This window comes from Tepidicaulis marinus, assembly GCF_000739695.1.
GTDB classification, from domain to species: domain Bacteria; phylum Pseudomonadota; class Alphaproteobacteria; order Parvibaculales; family Parvibaculaceae; genus Tepidicaulis; species Tepidicaulis marinus.
In genome coordinates this window covers 20116-41619 of sequence record NZ_BBIO01000014.1, presented here as the reverse complement: position 1 = coordinate 41619, position 21504 = coordinate 20116, and the positions used below count along the sequence as shown (strand labels likewise).

The following is a 21504-nucleotide window of genomic DNA, read 5'->3' as shown; positions in this document are numbered from 1 at the left end:
GGGGTTGACGATATGAGCTGTCATCTGTGTTGCCGTTGCCGCCACATTCCGTTTAACCGGCTGGCCTAGGCCTCTTTTACGGAGCGCCGGCCGCCGATATTTCCCGGCCCGATCCGACCGAGAGAACAGATCCGATGAGTGCTGAGACCGCCTCCCTCAAGCTTTACAACACGCTGACACGCCGCAAAGAACCGTTTACGCCGCAAGATCCCGAGCGGATCACCATGTATGTGTGCGGGCCGACGGTTTACAATTTCGCCCATATCGGCAATGCGCGCCCGGCGGTGGTTTTCGACCTACTGGCGCGGCTGCTGCGCCATCTTTATGGCGCGGAGCACGTCGTTTACGCGCGCAATATCACGGATATCGAGGACAAGATCATCAAGGCCGCCCAGGACGAGGGCGTGCCGATTTCCGCGATTACCGAGAAATATGCCGCGATCTACCGGGAGGATATGGGCTCGCTCGGCGTGCTGCCCCCCGATATCGAGCCGCTGGCGACCGAGACGACAGAAACCATGATCTCGCTCATGGAGCGGCTCATCGCCTCCGGCCATGCTTATGAAGCCGAAGGCCATGTGCTTTTCGATGTGCCCAGCTTTGGCGATTACGGCGCGCTGTCGCGGCGCGACCAGGATGAGATGGAAGCGGGTGCGCGAGTGGAGGTTGCCCCTTACAAGAAGAACGCCTCCGACTTCGTGCTCTGGAAGCCTTCGAGCGCCGAGCAGCCGGGCTGGGAAAGCCCCTGGGGCCGCGGGCGGCCGGGCTGGCATATCGAATGCTCGGCCATGATCGAAAAGCATTTGGGCGAAACCATCGATATTCATGGCGGCGGCATCGATTTGCAGTTTCCCCACCATGAAAACGAGGTGGCGCAAAGCACCTGCGCCCATGGCGGCAAGGCGCTTGCCCGTTTCTGGATGCATAATGGTTTCGTGAATATCGAGAAGGAAAAAATGTCGAAATCGCTCGGCAACGTCCTTCTCGTGCATGACCTGTTGAAAGAAGCGCCGGGCGAGGCGATCCGCCTTGCGCTTTTGAACGGCCATTACCGCCAGCCTTTGGACTGGACGGGCGAGGGGCTCAAGCAAGCCAAGCGCATGCTCGACCGGCTTTACGGCGCGCTGCGCACGCTGGCGGATGTTGAGGCGGCGCCCGGCGAGATGCCGGAAGCGTTCCTCGAGGCGCTGCTCGATGATCTGAATACGCCCAAAGCGCTCGCCGAGCTTTTCGCGCTCGCCAAGAAAGCCAATCAGGCCGAAGGGCAGGCGGAGAAGGCGGAGGTGAAAGCCCAGCTTCTGGCGGCAGGCAAGGTGATCGGCCTTCTGCAGCAGGACCCGGCGGCCTGGTTTGAACAGGCAGGCGGGGATACCCATATTGAAGCTGCGGAAGTCGAACGGCTCATCGCCGCCCGGCTTGAAGCCCGCAAGGCCAAAGATTTTGCCGAGGCGGACCGGATCCGCGATGCGCTGACCGAGATGGGCATCGCCATCGAGGACGGGCCGGACGGCACAAAATGGCGGGTGGCGTAAACCCCGCCGGAGACGGATATGCTCGACGACATTTATAACGCGCGCATTCTCAAATATGCTGGGGACATTCCCCGTATCGGCCGGCTGGAAAATCCGGACGGCACGGCGACGGCCGTCTCCAAGCTTTGCGGCTCCAAGGTCACGGTTGATGTGAAGGTGACGGACGGCAAGGTCGTGGACTTCGCCCATGATGTGAAGGCCTGCGCCCTTGGCCAATCCTCCTCCTCGATCATGGCGCATTTCGTCATCGGCGCAGACGTGGAAGAGCTGCGCGCGCTCCGCGATCAAATGAAAGCCATGCTGAAAGAGGGCGGCCCCCCGCCCACCGGCAAGTGGAAGGACCTCGAAATCCTCGAGCCTGTGCGCGAGTACAAAGCCCGCCACGCCTCCACCCTCCTTACCTTCGAGGCAACGCTCGAAGCGGTGGAGCAGGCGCTGGAAAAAGCCGGGGCGGCTTGAGGATTATCGTTTTTCGCCGAGGCTCCATGGACCCCGGCACGGGGGCCGGGGGGACGGCCTCATGTGAGTGACGGACGGTGCATCAAACGCAAAGCGTCACCCCGGGCTTGTCCCGGGGTCCATAAGGCGGATTAGCCTTTGCTTAGCATTCCGGTTATTATGATCGGGACGCACGAAATGGAGCAGTAATGAGTTACGGCAGAAACAGCGCGAAGATGTCAAAGGCGGGGCCCGACGGGCACCGGGCTTTTGCGCGCGCTTGCGCCATCGCGCTCACCGTCACGCTCACTACCCCCGGCTCCGGACGGGCGTAAGCCTGCGCCCCGGGGCCAGCCGCTCCCCGCGAGGGCGCGCCGGGCGGCTTCTTTCCAACTCACAATCGATGAAAATTGAAGGATGAGAACGGTTTAGCCGTCTCCTTTCCTTCCATCCGCGCTGTTGAGCCGCCTTTCAATACCGGCTACACAGTCATGAACGAGCCGCCCTCAAAGGGGCGGGGAATGCGGGAGATAGCCGTGGCGCGCAATCCTTTAGGCTTTTTGGGAAGCCTTTTGATGATCGGCTTCATCCAGGTCTACCGCCTGGGGATTTCGCCGCTGATCGGGCCGCGCTGCCGCCATTTGCCCACCTGCTCGGAATATGGGCTGGAGGCGGTGCGCCGGCACGGGGCCTGGCGGGGCTTTTGGCTGACGCTTGCCCGCATTGCCCGCTGCCAGCCCTGGGGCAGCCACGGCTTCGACCCGGTGCCGGCGGCGCTTCAGCCCCAGCCCATCTATGCGCCCTGGCGCTATGGTGTCTGGCGGCTTTCGGAAGCGCATCTGGCGGAAGCGGATAAAGGAAATGAAGAGGCGGCCTGCCGGACATCCGGTAAGCACGTTTAAGAGAGAAACGATGATCAAATTGACGATGCCGGACGGGTCCGTCCGCGAGTATGAAAAAGCCTTGAACGGTTTCGAGCTGGCCGAAAGCATTTCCAAATCGCTCGCCAAAAAGGCCGTGGCGGTGAAGATCGACGGGAAGATCGACGATCTTTGCTCCGAAATCGCCCATGACGCCAAGGTCGAGGTGGTGACGAAGGAAAGCCCGGACGGGCTCGAGCTTCTGCGCCACGATGCGGCTCATGTCATGGCGCAGGCCGTGCAGGAGCTTTTCCCTGGCACCCATGACACGATCGGCCCGGTGATCGAAAACGGCTTCTTCTACGACTTCCACCGCGAAGAACGCTTTTCCGAAGACGATCTGGAGAAGATCGAAAAGCGGATGCAGGAAATCGTCGACCGGGACGAGCCCATTGTTCGCGAGGTCTGGTCGAAGGATGAGGCGATCGCCTATTTCAAGAAGATCGACGAGCCCTACAAAGTCGAGCTCGTGAACGACATTCCGGACGGCGAGGACATCCGCATCTATCGCCAAGGTGACTGGCTGGACCTGTGCCGCGGGCCGCACCTGCCCTCCACGGGCAAGCTCGGCAAGGCTTTCAAGCTGATGCGCGTCTCGGGGGCGTACTGGCGCGGGGATGCGAAGAACGAACAGCTTCAGCGCATCTACGGCACGGCCTGGACGAATGAGAAAGAGCTGAAAGCCTATCTCCACATGCTTGAGGAGGCGGAAAAGCGCGATCACCGCAAGCTCGGACGGGAGATGGACCTTTTCCACCTTCAGGAAGAAGCGCAGGGCTCGGTTTTCTGGCACCCGAAAGGCTACCGCATCTGGCAGGCGCTCGAGCAATATATCCGCCGGCGGCTGGAAGAGAGCGATTATGTGGAAGTGAAAACGCCGCAGCTTCTCGATTCCAAGTTCTGGGAACAGTCCGGCCACTGGTCGAAATTCCGGGAAAACATGTTCGTCGTGCCGGATGAAATTCCGAGCACGGAGGAAGATGCGCCGGTGCTTTCCGGCGAGGCGGAATTCATGGCGCTGAAGCCGATGAACTGCCCGGCCCATGTGCAGATCTTCAAGCAGGGCATCAAGTCCTACCGCGATCTGCCCTTGCGCATGGCCGAGTTCGGCTGCTGCCACCGCAACGAGGCGCATGGCGCGCTGCATGGCCTCATGCGCGTGCGGCAGATGACGCAGGACGATGCGCATATTTTCTGCCGGGAAGATCAGATTACGGCGGAAAGCGTTGCCTTTTGCGAGCTTTTGCAGAAGGTCTATCGCGACCTCGGCTTTACGGACATTGCGGTGAAACTGGCTACGCGGCCTGAGGTGCGCGCCGGTGAAGATGCCGTGTGGGACAAGGCCGAGAAAGGTCTTGAAGATGCGCTCAATGCCGCCGGGCTCGAGTTCGAGTTCGCGCCGGGCGAGGGGGCCTTTTACGGGCCGAAGCTCGAATTCCACCTGCGCGATGCGATCGGGCGGACCTGGCAATGCGGCACGCTGCAGCTCGACTTCGTGCTGCCGGAGCGTCTCGATGCCTCTTATGTGGGTGAGGATGGCGGCCGCCACCGGCCCGTCATGCTGCACCGCGCGGTGCTCGGCACGCTGGAGCGCTTCATCGGCATCATGATCGAGAACTATGAAGGCCGCTTCCCGCTCTGGCTGGCGCCCGTTCAGGCGGTGGTGACGACGATTACGTCGGATGCGGACGAGTATGCGCGCGAGTCCTACGAGAAACTGCGCGCGGCGGGGCTGCGCGTCGAGCTCGATCTGAGGAACGAGAAGATCAACTACAAGGTGCGCGAGCACTCGGTCGCCAAAGTACCGGTCATTCTCGTCGCCGGCCGGCGCGAGGCGGAGGAAAAGACTTTCTCCATCCGCCGTCTCGGCTCCAAGGACCAGACGGTTGCCGGGCGCGATGAAACGATTGCCGCGCTGCGCGAAGAGGCGCTGCCGCCGGATCTTGCGCCCGCCCGAAGCGCGGCAAAAGCCGCCGAATAAGATTGGGAAAGGCCGGGACATCCCGGCCTTTTCTTTGGGCTCTTTAAAAGTGATACCAGAAGCCGAGTTTGATGCCGCTGTCTTTCACCGTGTTCATGCCAGCATAGGTCGTATAGCCGCCGATCTCGAGCGAGAGAATGGGGCTCATACGGATGACGGTTGAAAGATGCGCCTTATAGGCGCTGGCCGAGCCGCGCGGCGCGTTTTCCGGGCCGATGGAAAGAAAGTTCGAGGATTGGAGTAGCACCGTCCAGTCCTGGCTCATGTGAATGCCTGCGGTTGCGATAGCGTTGATCTCATCGGGCTTGCCGCCGGTGCGCAGCCGGTAAGCCACGCGCTGATCGGTAAAAGCATCCCGCCCCAAAAGCGTTGTCGTCTGGCCGAAATAGACCGCGCTTTCGAAATCCACATTGCCCGCTTCGGGTGAAAACGTGTCGCCTTCGTAAGTGGCGGTGGTGAGCGTGCCCAGCGTTTCAAGCGCGATGCGGGTGCCCCGCCATTCTCCGAGCGCCACGCGCACGCCCCCTTCGATGAAGCGCAGATCGTTCGAGCCGACCCGCCCGATGGGGCTCTTCGCGATTTCGCTGGAATAGGCGGCCTTGCCGACCAGCGTGACGGTGTCGCGCCAGCCATGTTCGGCGTAGATCTGAAATTCTTTTTTGCTGAAGGGATTGGTGGGGGCCGCCCGGCCGTCTGCGCCGTACGCCCGGCTGGCTTCGGCCACCGTGAAAGAGGCGATGAGGAGCGTCTTGCCTTTCTCCTGCGGCCAGGCGCCGGCATGGGCGGGCAGGGCGCCGAACACCAGCGCCAGTCCCGTTCCCGCGATACCGCCCCATATCCCGTGTGCCGCCCCCATCGGAATATGGTGAAATGCAAATTTTCAGAGGTAAAGCCAAAGCTCGCCCGCGCGCGTAAATGTGATGTGCGGCTCGCAGGCAGGCTCGATGCCGGTTTGAACAATGGGCCCGGATGGCTTATGTGAGGAGCACTTTGTTATTTTTGATAAAGATTCGCAAAAAGGACTTCCCATGAGTGCGACGCCGCTTCCCGCGCTGCCCGGTTTTCTCGATGTACTGCTTGCCCGCCGCTCGGTCACGGCAAAGGACATGCAGGGGCCGGGGCCGAGCAAGGCCGAGCTTGAGCAGATATTGGAAGCGGGCTGGCGCGTGCCCGATCACGGCAAGCTCGGGCCCTGGCGCTTCGTCGTTTTCGAAGGCGAGGCGCGGGCGGCGTTCGGCGAAGAGCTTGCCCGTATCTTCAAGGAGCAGGAACCCAAGGCCGATAAGAAACGCGTGGCACTAGAAGCCGAGCGGTTAACGCGCGCGCCGGTTGTCGTGGCGGTGATCTCCACCGCCGAAGATCATCCCAAAATTCCGAAATGGGAGCAGCGGCTTTCCGCCGGCGCCGTCTGCCAGAACATGCTGGTTGCCGCGAGCGCGCTTGGTCTTGCCGCCCAATGGCTGACGGAATGGTATGCCTTCGACAAGAAGGTGCATAAGCTTCTCGGCATGAGAAAAGGCGACCGGGTGGCCGGGTTCATCTATCTCGGCTCCGCTACCGCCAAGCCGGATGAGCGCGTGCGCCCGCCGCTTGAAGAGCGGGTCACTTACTGGAAAGGCTGACGGCGCCTGCGCTTATGCATTGCCCGAAGGTGGCGCGCCGCTGATCTCGCCTTCCTCGCGCCGTGTCATGGCGCGGCCCTGGCGCACGGCAACCCCGCGCAGCGCGGCCTTTCGCCCTTCAAGATCGTCCGACGCAAAGCCGCCCGAGACGCGCCGGTCGAGAACACCGCCCGCCGCCAGAACCAGCGCCAGCACGGCAATGCAAATGCCGCCCAGCGCGCTTTCCAGATAGATCAGAAAAGCTGCAATGCCCGTGGCAAGTGCCAAGGCAAGGCTTGCAACGCGTTTAATGGTCAAATCTCTCCAGCTCATCTTCGCCCCCATCCTGGATCGGATCAGCATAGCATGAAGGACGGGATCAGGAGACCGGTTCCTTCTTGTCGTGATCCCAGATCGATTTATGGCCGCCTTTCTGGCCCAGCACCGCCTCGCGCGGGCTTTGCTTGTCGATATGGCCGATCAATCCCTGATAGGTGCCGAAACCGGCAAGCTCCTGCAGGCGCGGGGAAAACTCTTTCACCCGCTCTAAGGGAATGCCGAGCTGCTGGTTTTCCTGCTGGCGGATGAAGCCTGCGCAATAATTCATCGCAAGGCCGGTGCGCCGCTCTTCAGCTTTGTGCGCGCCGCCGCCATGCCAGAGGCTGCCTACCCAGACCAGCACGGAGCCTTTCGGCATTTCGGCGGGAATGGAGGCGTAATGCTCGCCGTAAACCGGGCAATGGTCCCATTTGTGACTGCCGGGCACGAGGCGCGTTGCGCCGTTCTCTTCCGTAAAGTCGCTGAGCGCCCACATGGAATTGCAGACGACGGATTTATGCGGCCGGGTGAGGCCGATCACCTGATCGTCGGAATGGATGGGCTGGGCGCGCTCACCGGGCAGAATGGCGATGGAGGAGAGCGAGGAGATGAGGCAGCCCTTGTCGAGCACGCCTTCGATGAGCGGCAGCACATTCTCATGCACCGGCACGCGCTCGAAAAGCCGCGCGCGGGCAAGCAGGTTGTAGATGCGCAGCGTCTTGTGCCCTTCGAAGGAATTATAGGCAGGCTCGATGCCGAGCTCTTTTTCAAGGCCAAGCAGGGTCTCGTTCAGCGCGTCGATGAAATCGGGCTCAATGGCGTTTTCGACGATCGTGTAGCCGTCTTCCGCCAAGCGCGCCAGATGCGCTTCTTTCTGCTTTTCCTCCATCTTCTCCTCCCGGTCTTTTTTATTCTGCCGCTTTGGCGAGAATGCGCTCGGCCTGTTTCAAATGCGGGCGGTCGAGCATCACACCGTCGAGGCTTACCACGCCCACATCGCCTGCTTCCTCAAAGGCTTTCACAATGGCGCGGGCATGGGCAAGGTCGTCATCGCTCGGTGTATAGACCTCGTTGATCACCGGCACCTGGGCGGGGTGTATCGCCATTTTGCCGGTAAAGCCGTCGCGCAGCCCGGCGCGGGTTTCCGCCCGCAAGGCGGCTTCATCGCGAAATTCCTTGCAGATGGAATCGATGGGCATGGCCTCCGCCGCCACGGCGCCCAGAAGGCAGAGCGTGCGGGCAAGCTGATAGGGGCCGGTATAGACCCCGCTTTCATCCTTGTTGGAGCGCGCGCCCAGATCGGCGGCCAGATCTTCCGCCCCCCAGGTCATGGCAAAGAGCCTGGGGCTCGCGCCTGCGTAACTGCCCATGTTGAAGAGAGAGGCGGCGGTTTCCGTCGCCACATTGCAGAGCTTCACGGTTCCTTCCGGCAGGCCGTTTTCCTGTTCCAGCCTATCCAGCGCCCCGGCGACTTTCGCGATACAGGCGCCCGAAATCGTTTTCGGCACCATGATCGCGAAGGGCCGGGCGGGGACGATGGCTTTCAAATCCTCTTCCCAGAAAGGCGTGTCGAGCGCGTTCATGCGCACGATAAGTTTAGGGCCCGTTGCAGGCGCGGCTTTCACATATTCGGCGGTCATGGCCCGCGCGGTTGCCTTCGCTGATAGGGCGACGGAATCTTCCATGTCCAGGATCAGCGCGTCCGCGCCACTATCCTGGGCCTTGGCCTGCTTCTTTTCGCTGTCGCCCGGCACAAAGAGAAAGGAGCGCATGGGATCAGCCCTCCGTCTTGGCGTGCATGAAAGCCTGGCGGGTGCATTTGGCCACTTCATCGCCGTGCTGGTTGAAGGCGGTGTGCTCGAAGGTCACGATCCCCGCCTTGGGCCGCGACTTCGAGCGGCGCTTGCCCATGACTTTCGTTTCGATGCGCAGCGTGTCGCCGTGGAAAACGGGTTTGGGGAAGGTGATGTCCGTCATGCCCAGATTGGCGATGGTGGTGCCGAGCGTCGTTTCATGCACCGAAATGCCGATCATCAGGCCGAGCGTGAAAAGCGAATTGACCAGGGGCTTGCCGAACTCCGTCTCTTTTTCGGCGTAGTCATGATCGAGATGCAGCGCCGCCGGGTTCATCGTCATGGTGGAAAAGAGCACATTGTCCGTTTCCGTGACGGTGCGGCGGATGGCATGGGCGATGATCTGGCCCTCTTCGAATTCTTCAAAATACATACCCGGCATGAAAGGCTCCCTGTCGTCCGGCGCCGCTCTATCGGCGGCTTGAGAGATTGGGTAGGTTATAACGCAAAAAGAGGGGAGGCCCCATGGACTTCACATTCTCGCCGGAACAAGAAGCGGTGCGGGACGCCGTCGCCCGGATTTGCGCGAAATATGATGATACTTATTGGCTGGCCCGGGACACGGACGGCGAGTTTCCGGAGGATTTCGTCGCCGATATCGCGAGCGGCGGCTGGCTCGGCATCGCCATGCCGGAGGCATATGGCGGCGCAGGGCTCGGGGTTACGGAAGCGGCCATCATCGCCCAGACCATTGCCGAATCCGGGGCCTGCCTTTCCGGCGCCTCCTCCATCCATATGAACCTTTTCGGGCCGATGCCCGTTGTCGTCTTCGGCACGGCGGAGCAGAAAGAGCGCATGCTGGTACCGCTCATCAAGGGCGAGGACCGCTGCTGTTTCGGGGTGACGGAGCCCGATGCCGGGCTCAACACCACGGCGATTTCCACCCGCGCGGAAAAGGCGGGCGATCATTACCTTGTCCATGGCCGGAAAATGTGGACCTCGACCGCCCAGACCGCGAATAAGATCCTGCTTCTTGCCCGCACGACGCCCAAGGAAGACTGCGCCAAACCGACGGAAGGCCTCAGCCTCTTTTACACGGACCTCGATAGAGGCGGGGCGACGGAAGTGCGCGAGATCGCCAAGATGGGCCGCAAGGCGGTGGACACGAACGCGGTTTTCTTCGACGGGCTGAAAGTGCCGAAGGAAAATCTCATCGGTGAGGAGGGCAAGGGCTTTCACTATCTCCTGCACGGGTTGAACCCGGAGCGCGTGCTGATCGGCGCCGAAGCGGTGGGTATTGGCCGTATCGCTCTTAAAAAGGCCTCCGATTATGCCCGCGAGCGGGTGGTTTTCGGCCGGCCCATCGGCCAGAATCAGGCGATCCAGCATCCGCTCGCCAAAAGCTGGGCGGAGCTGGAAGCGGCAAACCTCATGGTCTTCAAGGCCGCTTCTCTTTACGACGCGGGCCAGCCGTGCGGGGCGGAGGCGAATGCCGGCAAGTATCTGGCTGCCGAGGCCGCCTTCCATGCCTGCGAAAGCGCCATCCTCACCCATGGCGGCATGGGCTATGCCAAAGAGTTTCACGTGGAGCGCTATATGCGCGAGGTGATGATCGCCCGCATCGCGCCCGTGAGCCGCGAGCTCATTCTTTCCTTCATCGCCGAGCGGGTGCTCGGCCAGCCGAAGTCCTATTGAGAGGCCTCATGTTCGAACTCCATCCCCGCCTGGAGGCAGACACGAAAACCGTCGACGATTGGGAACTCTGCCGCGTCCTTCTGATGGACGATGCGCGCTATCCCTGGCTCATTCTCGTGCCGCGCATCGAAGGCCTGCGCGATTTCGATGAGGTGCCGGCGGTGCATAAATGGCGGTTTTTCGAGGAGATCGAGCTTGCGAGCCGGGCGCTCCGGGAAACCTCGGGAGCGGAGAAGATGAATGTCGCCGCTCTCGGCAACATGGTGCCGCAGCTCCATGTTCATGTGGTTGCCCGGTTTGAGGGGGACGCGGCCTGGCCGAAGCCGGTCTGGGGTGTAGGGGAGGCGGAGCCTTATGGACCCGGCAAAGCCGACCTTCTGATCGGTAAGCTCAATGTCACCGTCGCCCGGCTTGCGGTGGGGTAAGGCGGCCCAAAAGCCCGGTTATCCACAGATCGGCCCCCAAATGGCCCCCTGAATAGGCCCCAAATGCACCTTGGCGCTCATAAATTGTAAATCAGGGTTAACCGTTGGTTTAGAAAGCCTGTGTAGTCTCAGGGCCAGTCGAAACGGGACCCCGGCAGGGGACCCCATGGAGAACTGCCCCATGCCTTGCTGCGTCATTGCCGATTCCGAAGATCCGCGCCGCCGCCGGTTTGCCGACCTTTTGGTCCGGCTGGGCTTTGAGGTGCTGGAAGCGCGCTGCGGGGCAGATATCCGCTATCACGCCCGTACCCAGGATTTCCATGTGCTCTTCGTGCAGTCCTGGTTGAAGGACGGGGCGGGCGCGCAGGCGATCGACGCTTTCCGTGATGCCTATCCCTCCCAGGGCGCTCATGTGGTGCTGCTCGCCGAAGAGGTGACGGAAAAGCTCATCCGCGACGCACTGGCCGCCGGGGCGGATGACTATCTGGCGGATGCGTTCGATGCCGACCAGCTTCTCTTCAAGATCGATCTTGCCGCCGAGCAGGGCCGCGTGCCGGGCTGGATGACGGCGCTCGAAGCCGAACGCCAGGGTGAAGCCGTCGGCCAAGGCAATGCAGGAATGAGCGGTACCGTGACCCAAGGTCAGGCCGCTTCTGCGAAACCCGATCTAAGGCTTTGCTGAGCTTCGGCTTTTTCCGTTCTAAAGAGTTCGATTCAAGGGCGCCTTCAAAAGTGAAGCGGGGCTCCGAAACAGATTCCGGAACCCCGCATAAATGTTTGTTTTTTATGGTTAATCAGGCTTCCGCGGCCTCATATTGATCGCGGAAGTCCCGGCTGCGCCGATAGGCCCGCAAACCGATGAAGCCGAAGAGCGAGGAGCCCGCCAGAAGCACTGCCGGCACGATGGCGATCGAATAACGAAGCTGCGATTCATCCTGCAAAATGAAGTCGGTCATGAAGGCAATGGCGCTCGGGCCGAGGCCGAGGCCGATGATATTGACCACGAAAAGCATGATCGCCGAGGCCATGCCGCGCATCTTGTTGGGCATGAGTTCCTGCATCGCCGAAGGCCCGCCGCCGGTCGTGAAGGTGGCAAAGAAGGTCGCCGGAATGAGCAGGTAAACGGCAAGCATGGGATTATCCACCAAAGGTGCGGCAAGGGCGAAAGGCAGGGTCAAAATGCCTGTCAGCGCCAGCACCAGCATCCGCCCGTTGCGGGCGCGTTTGGCGGCAAAATCACCGAGCCAGCCGCCAGCAATTACCCCCGCCGTGCCGAAAATCGCAATGATCCAGCCATAAGCCGAGCCGATCTGCCCGGCGCTCCAGCCATGGGTGCGGATCATGAATTCCGGTATCCAGGCGGCAACGCCATAGCCCATCATGGCCGAAAGCGCGTAGCACATATTGTGGCAGACGAGAGTGAAGCGGTTCGCCTTCATATAGGCCAGAACCTGGCGCAAGGGCGGGGTTTCCGTTGCCCCGTGGCGCGGCGGCTCGCGCAGCGTCCAGGCCCAGAGCGCCACCAGAAGGCCGGGCAGCCCGACAATGAAAAACACCATCTGCCAGGGATAGACCGTGCCGATGACGGGCAAGGTGGTCGAGCCCGCGGCCCGGGCCGCTTCCACAACCTCCGCGCCGATGACGAGGGCGAGCCCCGCGCCGATATAAACGCCGGTGCCGTAAACCCCGATGGCGACGCCGATCCGCTCCGGCTTGAAATAGTCCGAGAGCATGGAATAGGCGGCGGGCGAGAGCGCGGCTTCGCCGACACCTACCCCCATGCGGTAGATGAAGAGTTGTAGGTAAGACTTTGAAATCCCACACAAAGCTGTCATCAGGCTCCAGACGGCAATGCCGATGGTGATGATCCGCACCCGGTTGTGGCTGTCCACCATCCGCCCGATGGGCAGGCCCATCAGCGTGTAGAAAATGGCAAAGGCGAAGCCCTGAAGGAGACTCATCTGGAAGTCGGAAATTTCCAGATCCCGTTTCATCGGCCCGACGAGCAGGCTCAATATCTGTCTGTCGATGAAGGAAAACGTATAGGCAATGACGAGAACCGCCACCGCGTACCAAGCATAAAGCTGGCTGGGATACTCGATATGCCCTGCTTTTGCATGGGCCTTGGCCGTCTCTTCGGCCATCGCCGTCTCCGCGGCGATTTCGGTTTCCGCCATGGGCCTCCCCTCCCTTGGTGACTCGCGGGCAAATGATACGCATAAGTGCCCGCATTGTCGCATGGCGTCTTCGGGCGGGGATATTTTGGCGGCGGGGATATTTGAATCTGGCACAGGCTTTGCTCCTGACAGGGCAGATCTTGGAGCAAGACCCTTATGAGCCTAATCAGCGCCATATCACCGCAGAGCCCCGTCACTCAGGCCATCCACAAGGCGAGCCTGAAAACCGGCACGGATTTCGACTATCTGTTGAAGACGGCGGTCCGGGAGTCGGGGCTGGAAACACAAGCAAAAGCAAAGACTTCGAGCGCCGCTGGGCTCTTTCAGTTCATCGAGCAGACCTGGCTCGGCACGGTCAAGAAGCACGGGCCCGAGCTTGGCTATGGGCAGGAAGCGGCGGCCATTCAGCAGGACGGCAAGGGGCGGTATTTTGTGCCCGATGGGCAAGCGAAGGAGGCAATTCTTGCCCTGCGCCATGATGCCGAAGCGGCCTCGCTCATGGCCGGGGCGCTGACCAGCGATATTTCGGATGCCCTGGAAAAGACGCTCGGCCGGGAGCCCAATCAGGGCGAGCTCTATATCGCCCATTTCATGGGGACAGGCGGAGCTATCGATTTTCTGACGGCCCTCGACCGGAACCCGAATGGCGCGGCGGCGGAATATTTTCCTCAGGCCGCAAACGCCAATAAGCCGATCTTCTATTCCAAATCCGGCGAGCTGCGTTCGCTGAAAGAGGTATATGCCAACCTCGTCTCGAAACATGGCGACACGGATGTGCCCGTGCCCAGCCTTCCGGCGAATGAAGCGCCGGGGCGCTTTTATGCGGTGGCGCGGGATTTTGCGCCGAGCGCGCGCAGCTATGGCGCGCCCTCGGGTGAAGCTGGCGGCGGCTATGCGGGGCTTCCCGGTTCCGGCGTGCCCGGCAGCGGCGGGCTGCAGCTTTCGCCGGTCCTGATCGATATTCTCGCCTCGCTCGACGTGCCTTTTGCGGAGAGCGGCGGCAATGGCGCGCGCAAGGCGGCGAATGACGCCTATTCCCTGCGCGGCGCGGTGGCGTAATTAGCTCATCAGAGGGTGTATAAGAAATCAGGCAATCGTGCCGGATTTCTGCAGCCCTGCGATATCCGCTTCCGAATAGCCGAACTCCTTGAGCACATCGAGCGTGTGCTGGCCGAGATCGGGCGAAGGACCGCGCGGATGGGCGTCCTCGCCCTCGCCGCCGAAGCGGATGGGCGAAGCGGGCGCGCGGAAGGTGCCCGAGCCATCATTTTCCGGTACGTCGAAAAAGGCCCCGGCGGCTTCCGCCTGCGGGTCGGCGGCGACATCGGCGGGCGGCATCATCGGCGCCCAAACCATGTCCTGCTCATCGAGCGCTTTCGTCCAATATTCCAGATCGTGCTGGGCGAAGGCCGCATCGAGAATGTCCACGAGCTCGGTGCCGTTGGCGCGCCGGTCGCGCGAGCTTTTGAAGCGCGGGTCCTCGATCATTTTGGGCTGGCCGATGGCCTTGCAGATCGCATCCCAATCGACGGAGCCCTGGCGCGGGATGATGGCGATCCAGATACCGTCGGAGGTCTTGAAGAAATTGTTCAGCGGGTTGATCGCTTCATGGCGCGATTTCGTCGAGCCCAGCTTGCCGAATTTGAGCTGGATGGACATGTCCGAGCCCAGCGCATAAATGCCGGTGCGCAGCAGCGAGGCTTCGACGAGGCGGCCCTTGCCGGTGCGCTGGCGCTCCAGAAGTGCGCCCAGAATACCCGCCGTGGTGGCCATGGAGGTCGTGTGATCGCCCACCGCGGTGCGCAGCGGCGCCGGTTCCTGGCCCTTGGGCGTGGTAATGGCGCCGAGCCCGGAGCGGGCATAGAAGGCGGCCATGTCGAAGCCCGGCCGGTCCCGGTCGGGTCCCTGAAGGCCGTAGCCGGAAACGGTGGCGTAAACCAGCTTCGGGTTGACCTTTTTCAAGCTCTCGTAATCAAGGCCAGCGCGCTCCAGCCCGCCGGGGCGCACATTGGTCAAAAAGACATCGGCGTCTTTCACCAGCCGTTTGATGGCTTCCACCCCTTCCGGCGTTGCCGTGTTGAGGGCGACGGAGCGCTTGCCGCGATTGTCGAGATCGAAGACCGGGTTGCCTTTCAGATGATCGACGCCCACGGATTTGAAGAAATTGCGCATGGGGCAGCCGGACAGCGGCTCCACCTTGATCACCTCCGCGCCCCAGTCGGCCAGAATGCCGCCGGCGCCGGGCGCTGCGATATAGGTTGCCATTTCGATGACGCGGATGCCTTCGAGCATGTGACGTTCCCCGTATTTGCTTATTGTTGCTGTTTCTTAGGTTGAATTTTGATGGGCGGATCATCCACGAAACGGGCGGTCTGTCAAAGCGCGCCTGCCTCCGGGTGGCCAGATTTGCGGGGGAGGGCTAGGCTCGGGGCATGGACGATCTGACAGAATCGGAGCTTGCCCGATACAAAGCGCTGCTTTTGGCGCAGAAGGACGAGCTCGATGCGCTTTCCGGCGCCTCCCGCGAGGCGGTGAAAACCGTGACGCTGGATCAGCAGAGCGTCGGGCGGCTCTCGCGCATGGATGCCATGCAGGCCCAAGCCATGGCGCAGGAAACGGCCCGCCGCCGCCAGGTGCAATTGAAGAAGATCGATGCCGCCCTTTCCCGCATGGATGAGGGGGAGTATGGCTATTGCGCGGTGTGCGGCGAGCCTATTGCCCGCAAAAGGTTGGATCTCGACCCTGCGGCGGCCACCTGTATCGCGCATGCCAAATAAGTGTTCAGGTGTGCTTTTGGGGAAATTGCACCGGCCCGGTAAAGGGGCTAATCATGAAAACCCTCAGCAAGTACCTGCGGCTGCCGGTATGGTGGCCCAAAAGTGTTCGAACGGAGGGCGAGGTGAGTAAATCGTCTGAAATGCAACCTACACATAGCGCGGCCGGTTGGCGGCGCGCCGTCTCCTATGTCATCTGGCCGGGGCTTTTGGCCACGGCGCTGACATTGACGGGGCTCGGCATGCAGACGGATTATCCGGTTCTCGTCTTCAATGCGGTTTATGTGGCGTTCGCGCTGACGGTGGGCCTGTTCGAGCGGCTTCTGCCGCATGAGCAGACCTGGCTGGAAAACGATCATCAAACGCTCGCCAATCTCTCTCACACGCTGCTCAACAAGGGGCTCGTGCAAGTTGCGGTTGTGGTTTCGGCTGCAGTCGGCGCTGCCGCCGTGGTCGATCCGAGCGAAGCGTCTTATGCGATCTGGCCGGAAAGCTGGCCGCTCTGGGCCCAGGCGGTGCTGGGGTTGGCCGTGGCCGAATTCGGCCTTTATTGGGCGCACCGGCTTGCCCATGAAATACCGTTTCTCTGGCGTTTCCATGCCGTGCATCATTCGGTGACGCGGCTCTGGTTCATCAATACCGGGCGCTTTCATTTCGTCGATACGTTTTGGAGTATTCTGCTCAGCCAGCCGCTGCTTTATGTGCTGGGCGCGCCGCTCGACGTCTTCCTCTGGGTCAGCGCGACGACAGCCTTTATCGGCATTCTGACCCATTGCAATATCGAAACGCGCACCGGCTATCTCGATCTCGTTTTCAATACGCCGCAGCTGCACCGCTGGCACCATTCGATGAAGCTGGAAGAGGGCAACCGCAATTACGGCGAGAATCTGATGCTCTGGGATCAGCTTTTCGGCACTTACTATGACGATCCCAGCCGCCGCCCGCCTGCGCGGATCGGCATTCACGAGCCCATGCCGGCGCGTTTCCGCGATCAGCTCGTTTACCCTTTCCGCAGCCCGCCTGCCGAGGAACGTTCCGCAACGGAATGAGAGGGCTCGCAGGTAAGAGCTTGAAGGGAAAGCGGAAATCCGCCTTCGATCTTAATAGAGCTTTTATAAAAAGCGACCTACCTGCCGAACGGGTTATTAACGTCTGATTGATAATTTGGTCCGACCGAAGATGCCTATGGAAGCGGGCATGCGCGCGAAAGCTCGAAAGGAACGGACCATGGCGGAAACCCTGACGCTCAGCGAACGTGATATCGAGCGGCTTTTGACGGAACCTTCCGACACGGTGCGGGCCGAGGTGGCGGTCAAAGTCGCCCGGCAATATGAGATCGTGGAACTGACGGACCGTCAGCGCGAATTGGCGCAGGACATTCTGGGCTTCATGGTACATGACGCCGCCGTGCTGGTGCGCGAGAGCCTGTCGAAAAGCCTGAGCACGCTGCCCGGCGCGCCGCGTGACATCGTGCGTATTCTGGCCCGCGATATCGACGAAGTGGCCGCGCCCATTCTCGAAGAATCTCCCGTTCTGAGCGACGCCGATCTCATCGATATCATCGTCAAGGGCTCGGCGGCCAAACAGGTGGCGATCGCCGGACGCGCCACCGTTTCCGCGCCCGTGAGCGAAGCGCTCGTCAATACCGATAACCGGCGCGCCGTGGTGCGCCTGGTCGGCAATGACGGGGCGAAGATCGCCGATGCCACAATGAACAAGGTGGTCGATCTTTACGGTGACGATGAAAGCATCGCCGCGCCGCTGGTGCGCCGCAGCGATTTGCCGCTGACCATGGTCGAACGCCTGATCACCATGGTCTCCGACCGGCTGCGGACATATCTGATCGAACAACACGATATCAGCGAAGACGTTGCCGCCCGGCTCATCGATGAAAGCCGCGAGCGCGCCACCGTCAATCTGGTGGATAGCGATGCGCGTGCCGATGACATGCCGCATCTCGTGCGCCAGCTTGCCGGCAATGGCCGCCTGACGCCCTCGCTGATACTGCGCGCGGCCTGCCTTGGCGAAATGCTTTTCGTGGAAGCAGCCTTTGCTTATCTCACCGGCCTGCCGGAGCAGAAGGTCTGGCGGCTTGTGCATGATGAAGGTCCGCTCGGCTTCCGCGCCATTTATTCGCGTGCCGGCCTGCCGGAAGTTTTCTATCCCGCTTTCCGCGTGGCGCTCGATATCTATCACGAGCTCATGGAAGCGCATCTCGATCTGGGGCGCCCGGCCTTCCGCGCGCGCATGGTCGAGCGTGTGCTGACCCAGTATCAGGGCATGGAAACGAAGGATCTCGATTTTCTGCTGGCCGGGCTCGCCAAGCTCATCCGCCACGAACAGCAGTTGAATAAAAGCGCAGGGCGGGCCGCAGAAAAGGTTGCCTGACGCAACGGAAAAAAGCTGGTAGGGTCCCCATCCTGATTCACACTGGATGAGGCCGACAATGATCCGTTCTTCCCAAGAAGCATTTATCTGCGATGCCGTGCGCACGCCCATCGGCCGCTATGCGGGCTCCTTGTCGAGCGTGCGGGCGGACGATCTGGGCGCGGTGCCGCTTATGGCACTGATGGAGCGCCAGAGCGGCGTCGATTGGGAGCGGGTCGATGATGTGATCTTCGGCTGCGCCAACCAGGCTGGCGAAGACAACCGCAACGTCGCGCGCATGTCCACGCTGCTCGCGGGCCTGCCCGTCGGCGTTTCCGGCACGACGCTGAACCGGCTTTGCGGTTCGGGCATGGATGCGGTGGGCACGGCTGCGCGGGCCATCAAATCCGGTGAAGCCGATCTCATTCTGGCCGGCGGTGTGGAAAGCATGTCGCGGGCGCCTTTCGTGGTCGCCAAGGGCGGCACGGCTTTTGCGCGCGATGTGCAGATGTATGACACGACGATCGGCTGGCGCTTCGTCAATCCGCTGATGCAGAGCCAATACGGCACCGACTCCATGCCGGAAACGGGCGAGAACGTGGCCGAGGAATTCCAGATCAGCCGCGAAGACCAGGATGCTTTCGCCTACCGCAGCCAGAAGAAGGCGGGCGCTGCCATGGAAGCCGGGCGGCTGGCGGAAGAAATCGTGCCCGTCACCATTTCCACCCGCAAGGGCGAGACGGTGGTGGACAAGGACGAGCATCCGCGCCCGCAAACGACGCTGGAGGATCTGGCAAAATTGCCGACGCCTTTCCGCAAAGGCGGGACGGTGACGGCGGGCAATGCCTCGGGCGTCAATGACGGGGCCTGCGCGATGATCGTCGCCTCGGAAGAGGCGATTGCCGCCCATGACCTCAAGCCCCGCGCGCGCATCGTGGCCATGGCGACCGCAGGCGTGCCGCCGCGCATCATGGGCATGGGGCCTGCGCCTGCCACGCGCAAGGTGCTGGAGAAGACGGGGCTGACCATCGACGATCTGGATGTAATCGAGCTGAATGAGGCTTTCGCCTCGCAGGGCATCGCCGTGCTGCGCGATCTCGGTATTCCGGAAGATGCAGAGCATGTGAACCCGAATGGCGGGGCGATCGCGCTTGGCCATCCGCTCGGCATGAGCGGGGCGCGGCTTTTGACCACGGCGGCCTATGAGCTGGAGCGGCGCAAGGGCCGCTATGCGCTGTGCACCATGTGCATCGGTGTCGGCCAGGGCATTGCGACGATTATCGAACGCGTCTGATCGATCTGAGTGAGAGCTTAAAAGCCGAGGCGGGCCAGCATACTTGGCCGCCTCGGTTTTTTCATGGGCGGTTCTTGTACCTTCATGACGATGCGCTTGCCGATACCGGGCACGCGCCGGCCATGAAGCTGCGGCGCATGGCGGATGAGGCGCATACGTTCGGCCATGATGAGGCAGAGCGGGTTGAAATTACCCGGCCCCGGCAAGGCGAGGTCGAAATCGCCGATCGCCTCGAAATCGAGCGTCACCATCTCTGGCCCGAAATCCGTGTCCTGCAGGCTCTGTTTGAGCGGCGCTGTTTTGGGCGCCGGTTTTTTCTCCGTGCGCGGCGTGGCAGCGGCCCGGCGGGGGCGGGGGGCAGGCTCCGTCAGCGCGGCCTTGACGGCGCCAGGCACCGTCCAAGTATCCAGAACCCGCGCTTCTGCCGGGCGGCTGATGAAAGCGCCTTGCGCGTAGGTAAAGCCCAGTTCTTTGAGCGCATGGAGCGTGCGGGCATCTTCCGCGCCGACCGCCGTTAGCGGCAGGGAATGTGCCGCCGCCATTTTCTGGCGCTCTGCGATCAGCCCGCCGGCGGATTTCGTCGTCAGGGCGAATTTGATGATGGCGCTGCCGGACACCTTGATCTCATTGAAAAGGGCAAGGGGAATGTCTTCCGCCGAGGCGGTCATCGCGCCGCGCCCTTCCAGCGCCAGGGCGAAGCCGCGGCGGCGCATATCTTCCAGCACCGGGACCAGATTTTCATCGCGCACCAGAAAAGCCGATTCCGGAATGTCGAAAACGAAAAGTCCGTAAGGCAGTTCGCATTCATCGACAAGGGCGGTCAGCCGGTCGCCGAGCTCCGGGTCGATGAGTTCGGCCGGGGAAAGGTTGACCGTTACATGCCAGCTGCGGCCCTGATTGTACCAGCGCCGGGCGGCCTGGGCGCTTTCGCGCAAAACCATATTGGTGAGATCGGCCAGCCGCTCCTGGCGCTCGAGGGCGGAGAGAAAACTTGCAGGCAAAAGCCGGCCGAGCTCGGGATGCGCCCAGCGCACATAGGCCTCGGCGCCCGTCATCTTGGCGCTGGCAAGCTCGATCTTCGGCTGGAAGAGCAGGTGAAACTCGCCCTGATCGAGGGCGATGGCCGCTCTTGCATCGTTCAAATCTTCCAATTGCTGGAGCATGGGTCCGCCGTCTTTTGTGCCTTCCCGTTTCTAGCAAGCGGGCGTTAGAAGGCGGTGAAGCGGAAATCTAAAATTGTCCCTTTTGTCCTTTTCAAAGCGCGGATTTCCTTTGGTTTTGCGCTTTTCTTTCCCATTCCCGCTCTCTCTGCTAGCAAGGAAGAAGGGGCGGGAAAGCCTCATAACCAAAAACGGCGGAAAACGCCCGTGTCTCTTGGGAGGACATATATGAGCGAGAAGAAATCCGGCGCCCTGATTCCGGCGGCGACGATTATGTTGCTGCGGGACGGGGATAAGGGGCTCGAAGTTTTCATGGTGGTGCGCCATCACCAGATCGACTTTGCCTCGGGCGCGCTCGTCTTTCCGGGCGGGAAAATCGACAAGCATGACAGCGCGCCGGAAGTGCGCGGGCTCTGCCGCGGGGCGGACGGGCTCGACGATACGCTGCTGGCGCTGCGGGTCGGCGCCATCCGCGAGGCGTTCGAGGAATCGGGGGTGCTGCTTGCCTATGACAGGAAGACGGGCAAGCTGGTTGCCGGCAGCCGCCTCGATGAAATGGAAAGCTGGCGCGAGCCGCTCAATCGCAGCGAGAAGGGCATTGCCGAGTTCCTGACCCATTTCGATCTGGAGCTTGCCTGCGACATGCTGGTGCCCTTCGCGCACTGGATCACGCCGGACATGATGCCGAAGCGTTTCGACACGCATTTTTATATCGCCGTGGCGCCGGAAGACCATGTCGCCGCGCATGATGGCGGGGAATCGGTGGATTCCGTCTGGATCGATCCCAACGAGGCGGTGCGGGAAGCGGAAGCGGGCACGCGCACGGTGATCTTCCCGACGCGGATGAACCTTTTGAAGCTCGGCAAGAGCGCAAACATGGAAGCAGCGTTCAAGGCGGCGAAGGCGGATAAGATCGTTACCGTGCTGCCTAAGGTCGAAAAGCGCGGCGAGGGCGCGGTGCTCCTCATTCCCGCCGAAGCGGGCTACGCGGTGACCGAGGAGCCGCTTGAAAACATCATGGGCTGAAGC

Annotated in this window: 22 protein-coding genes; 14 read left to right on the top strand and 8 right to left on the bottom strand. The window is 61.7% G+C overall.

All coding sequences use genetic code 11. From position 1 onward, the window contains the following. Positions 1–134 precede the first annotated feature (134 nt). From cysS to thrS, 4 genes are all read left to right on the top strand, one after another. Positions 135–1532: a cysteine--tRNA ligase gene (gene cysS / locus M2A_RS12625; protein ID WP_045448152.1), complete on the top strand. Its 1398-nt coding sequence runs from the start codon at positions 135–137 to the stop codon at positions 1530–1532. An 18-nt stretch (positions 1533–1550) separates the two neighbouring features. Next, entirely contained in the window at positions 1551–1991 is a 441-nt protein-coding gene (locus M2A_RS12620; RefSeq protein WP_045448149.1) for an iron-sulfur cluster assembly scaffold protein, read from the top strand. Between the two features lie 500 nt (positions 1992–2491). Next, positions 2492–2872 (top strand): membrane protein insertion efficiency factor YidD, encoded by a 381-nt coding sequence (gene yidD, locus M2A_RS12615; RefSeq protein ID WP_197052928.1) that lies wholly within the window; start codon positions 2492–2494, stop codon positions 2870–2872. Between the two features lie 10 nt (positions 2873–2882). Next, positions 2883–4871 (top strand): threonine--tRNA ligase, encoded by a 1989-nt coding sequence (gene thrS, locus M2A_RS12610; RefSeq protein ID WP_045448146.1) that lies wholly within the window; start codon positions 2883–2885, stop codon positions 4869–4871. A 43-nt stretch (positions 4872–4914) separates the two neighbouring features. On the opposite strand, the gene M2A_RS12605 is transcribed toward thrS, so the two are convergent. Continuing rightward, on the bottom strand, positions 4915–5727 hold the full coding sequence (locus M2A_RS12605; RefSeq protein WP_045448143.1) for a hypothetical protein: 813 nt from the start codon (positions 5725–5727) through the stop codon (positions 4915–4917). Positions 5728–5899: 172 nt separating this feature from the next. Here M2A_RS12605 and M2A_RS12600 point away from each other — a divergent pair, with 172 nt between their 5' ends. Continuing rightward, the gene (locus tag M2A_RS12600; protein WP_045448140.1) at positions 5900–6493 is read left to right on the top strand and encodes a nitroreductase family protein; all 594 of its coding nucleotides are present in this window, start codon (positions 5900–5902) and stop codon (positions 6491–6493) included. A 12-nt stretch (positions 6494–6505) separates the two neighbouring features. Here M2A_RS12600 and M2A_RS12595 read toward each other — a convergent pair whose 3' ends face one another. The 4 genes from M2A_RS12595 to M2A_RS12580 are packed head-to-tail and all read right to left on the bottom strand — an operon-like array spanning position 6506 to position 9025. Beyond that, on the bottom strand, positions 6506–6805 hold the full coding sequence (locus tag M2A_RS12595; RefSeq protein WP_156101756.1) for a hypothetical protein: 300 nt from the start codon (positions 6803–6805) through the stop codon (positions 6506–6508). A gap of 46 nt (positions 6806–6851) precedes the next feature. Beyond that, positions 6852–7679 carry a phytanoyl-CoA dioxygenase family protein gene (locus M2A_RS12590; protein ID WP_045448134.1) on the bottom strand — a complete coding sequence of 276 codons (828 nt, stop codon included), beginning with the start codon at positions 7677–7679 and terminating at the stop codon, positions 6852–6854. Between the two features lie 19 nt (positions 7680–7698). Then, a complete protein-coding gene (locus M2A_RS12585; protein ID WP_045448131.1) occupies positions 7699–8562 on the bottom strand; it encodes an HpcH/HpaI aldolase/citrate lyase family protein in 864 nt (287 codons plus the stop codon). A gap of 4 nt (positions 8563–8566) precedes the next feature. Continuing rightward, complete coding sequence (locus M2A_RS12580; protein WP_045448128.1) at positions 8567–9025, bottom strand: MaoC family dehydratase; 459 nt, start codon at positions 9023–9025, stop codon at positions 8567–8569. An 83-nt stretch (positions 9026–9108) separates the two neighbouring features. On the opposite strand from M2A_RS12580, the gene M2A_RS12575 reads away from it, so the two are divergent. The 3 genes from M2A_RS12575 (at position 9109) to M2A_RS12565 (ending at position 11385) form a co-directional block, all read left to right on the top strand. Beyond that, the gene (locus tag M2A_RS12575; RefSeq protein WP_045448124.1) at positions 9109–10278 is read left to right on the top strand and encodes an acyl-CoA dehydrogenase family protein; all 1170 of its coding nucleotides are present in this window, start codon (positions 9109–9111) and stop codon (positions 10276–10278) included. Positions 10279–10286: 8 nt separating this feature from the next. Further along, entirely contained in the window at positions 10287–10703 is a 417-nt protein-coding gene (locus M2A_RS12570) for an HIT domain-containing protein (protein WP_045448121.1), read from the top strand. 166 nt (positions 10704–10869) lie between these two features. Further along, positions 10870–11385, top strand: coding sequence for a response regulator (locus tag M2A_RS12565; RefSeq protein WP_081875611.1), 516 nt, complete (start codon positions 10870–10872; stop codon positions 11383–11385). A gap of 112 nt (positions 11386–11497) precedes the next feature. Here the strand turns inward: M2A_RS12565 and M2A_RS12560 are convergent, their stop codons facing one another. After that, positions 11498–12880, bottom strand: coding sequence for a spinster family MFS transporter (locus M2A_RS12560; protein ID WP_052379459.1), 1383 nt, complete (start codon positions 12878–12880; stop codon positions 11498–11500). 156 nt (positions 12881–13036) lie between these two features. Here M2A_RS12560 and M2A_RS12555 point away from each other — a divergent pair, with 156 nt between their 5' ends. Then, on the top strand, positions 13037–13939 hold the full coding sequence (locus tag M2A_RS12555; RefSeq protein ID WP_052379458.1) for a hypothetical protein: 903 nt from the start codon (positions 13037–13039) through the stop codon (positions 13937–13939). Between the two features lie 27 nt (positions 13940–13966). Here M2A_RS12555 and M2A_RS12550 read toward each other — a convergent pair whose 3' ends face one another. Further along, the gene (locus M2A_RS12550; protein ID WP_045448116.1) at positions 13967–15172 is read right to left on the bottom strand and encodes a CaiB/BaiF CoA transferase family protein; all 1206 of its coding nucleotides are present in this window, start codon (positions 15170–15172) and stop codon (positions 13967–13969) included. A gap of 140 nt (positions 15173–15312) precedes the next feature. On the opposite strand from M2A_RS12550, the gene M2A_RS12545 reads away from it, so the two are divergent. The 4 genes from M2A_RS12545 (at position 15313) to pcaF (ending at position 19315) form a co-directional block, all read left to right on the top strand. Beyond that, entirely contained in the window at positions 15313–15657 is a 345-nt protein-coding gene (locus tag M2A_RS12545; RefSeq protein ID WP_045448114.1) for a TraR/DksA family transcriptional regulator, read from the top strand. 122 nt (positions 15658–15779) lie between these two features. Then, on the top strand, positions 15780–16703 hold the full coding sequence (locus tag M2A_RS12540; RefSeq protein WP_244444452.1) for a sterol desaturase family protein: 924 nt from the start codon (positions 15780–15782) through the stop codon (positions 16701–16703). Between the two features lie 178 nt (positions 16704–16881). Continuing rightward, on the top strand, positions 16882–18042 hold the full coding sequence (gene spbR / locus M2A_RS12535) for a SpbR family protein (protein WP_045448110.1): 1161 nt from the start codon (positions 16882–16884) through the stop codon (positions 18040–18042). A 58-nt stretch (positions 18043–18100) separates the two neighbouring features. Continuing rightward, a complete protein-coding gene (pcaF, locus tag M2A_RS12530) occupies positions 18101–19315 on the top strand; it encodes a 3-oxoadipyl-CoA thiolase (protein ID WP_045448108.1) in 1215 nt (404 codons plus the stop codon). Between the two features lie 17 nt (positions 19316–19332). On the opposite strand, the gene M2A_RS12525 is transcribed toward pcaF, so the two are convergent. Next, entirely contained in the window at positions 19333–20478 is a 1146-nt protein-coding gene (locus tag M2A_RS12525) for an EAL domain-containing protein (protein WP_045448105.1), read from the bottom strand. Positions 20479–20703: 225 nt separating this feature from the next. On the opposite strand from M2A_RS12525, the gene M2A_RS12520 reads away from it, so the two are divergent. Beyond that, a complete protein-coding gene (locus tag M2A_RS12520) occupies positions 20704–21501 on the top strand; it encodes an NUDIX hydrolase (RefSeq protein WP_045448102.1) in 798 nt (265 codons plus the stop codon). Positions 21502–21504 lie beyond the last annotated feature (3 nt).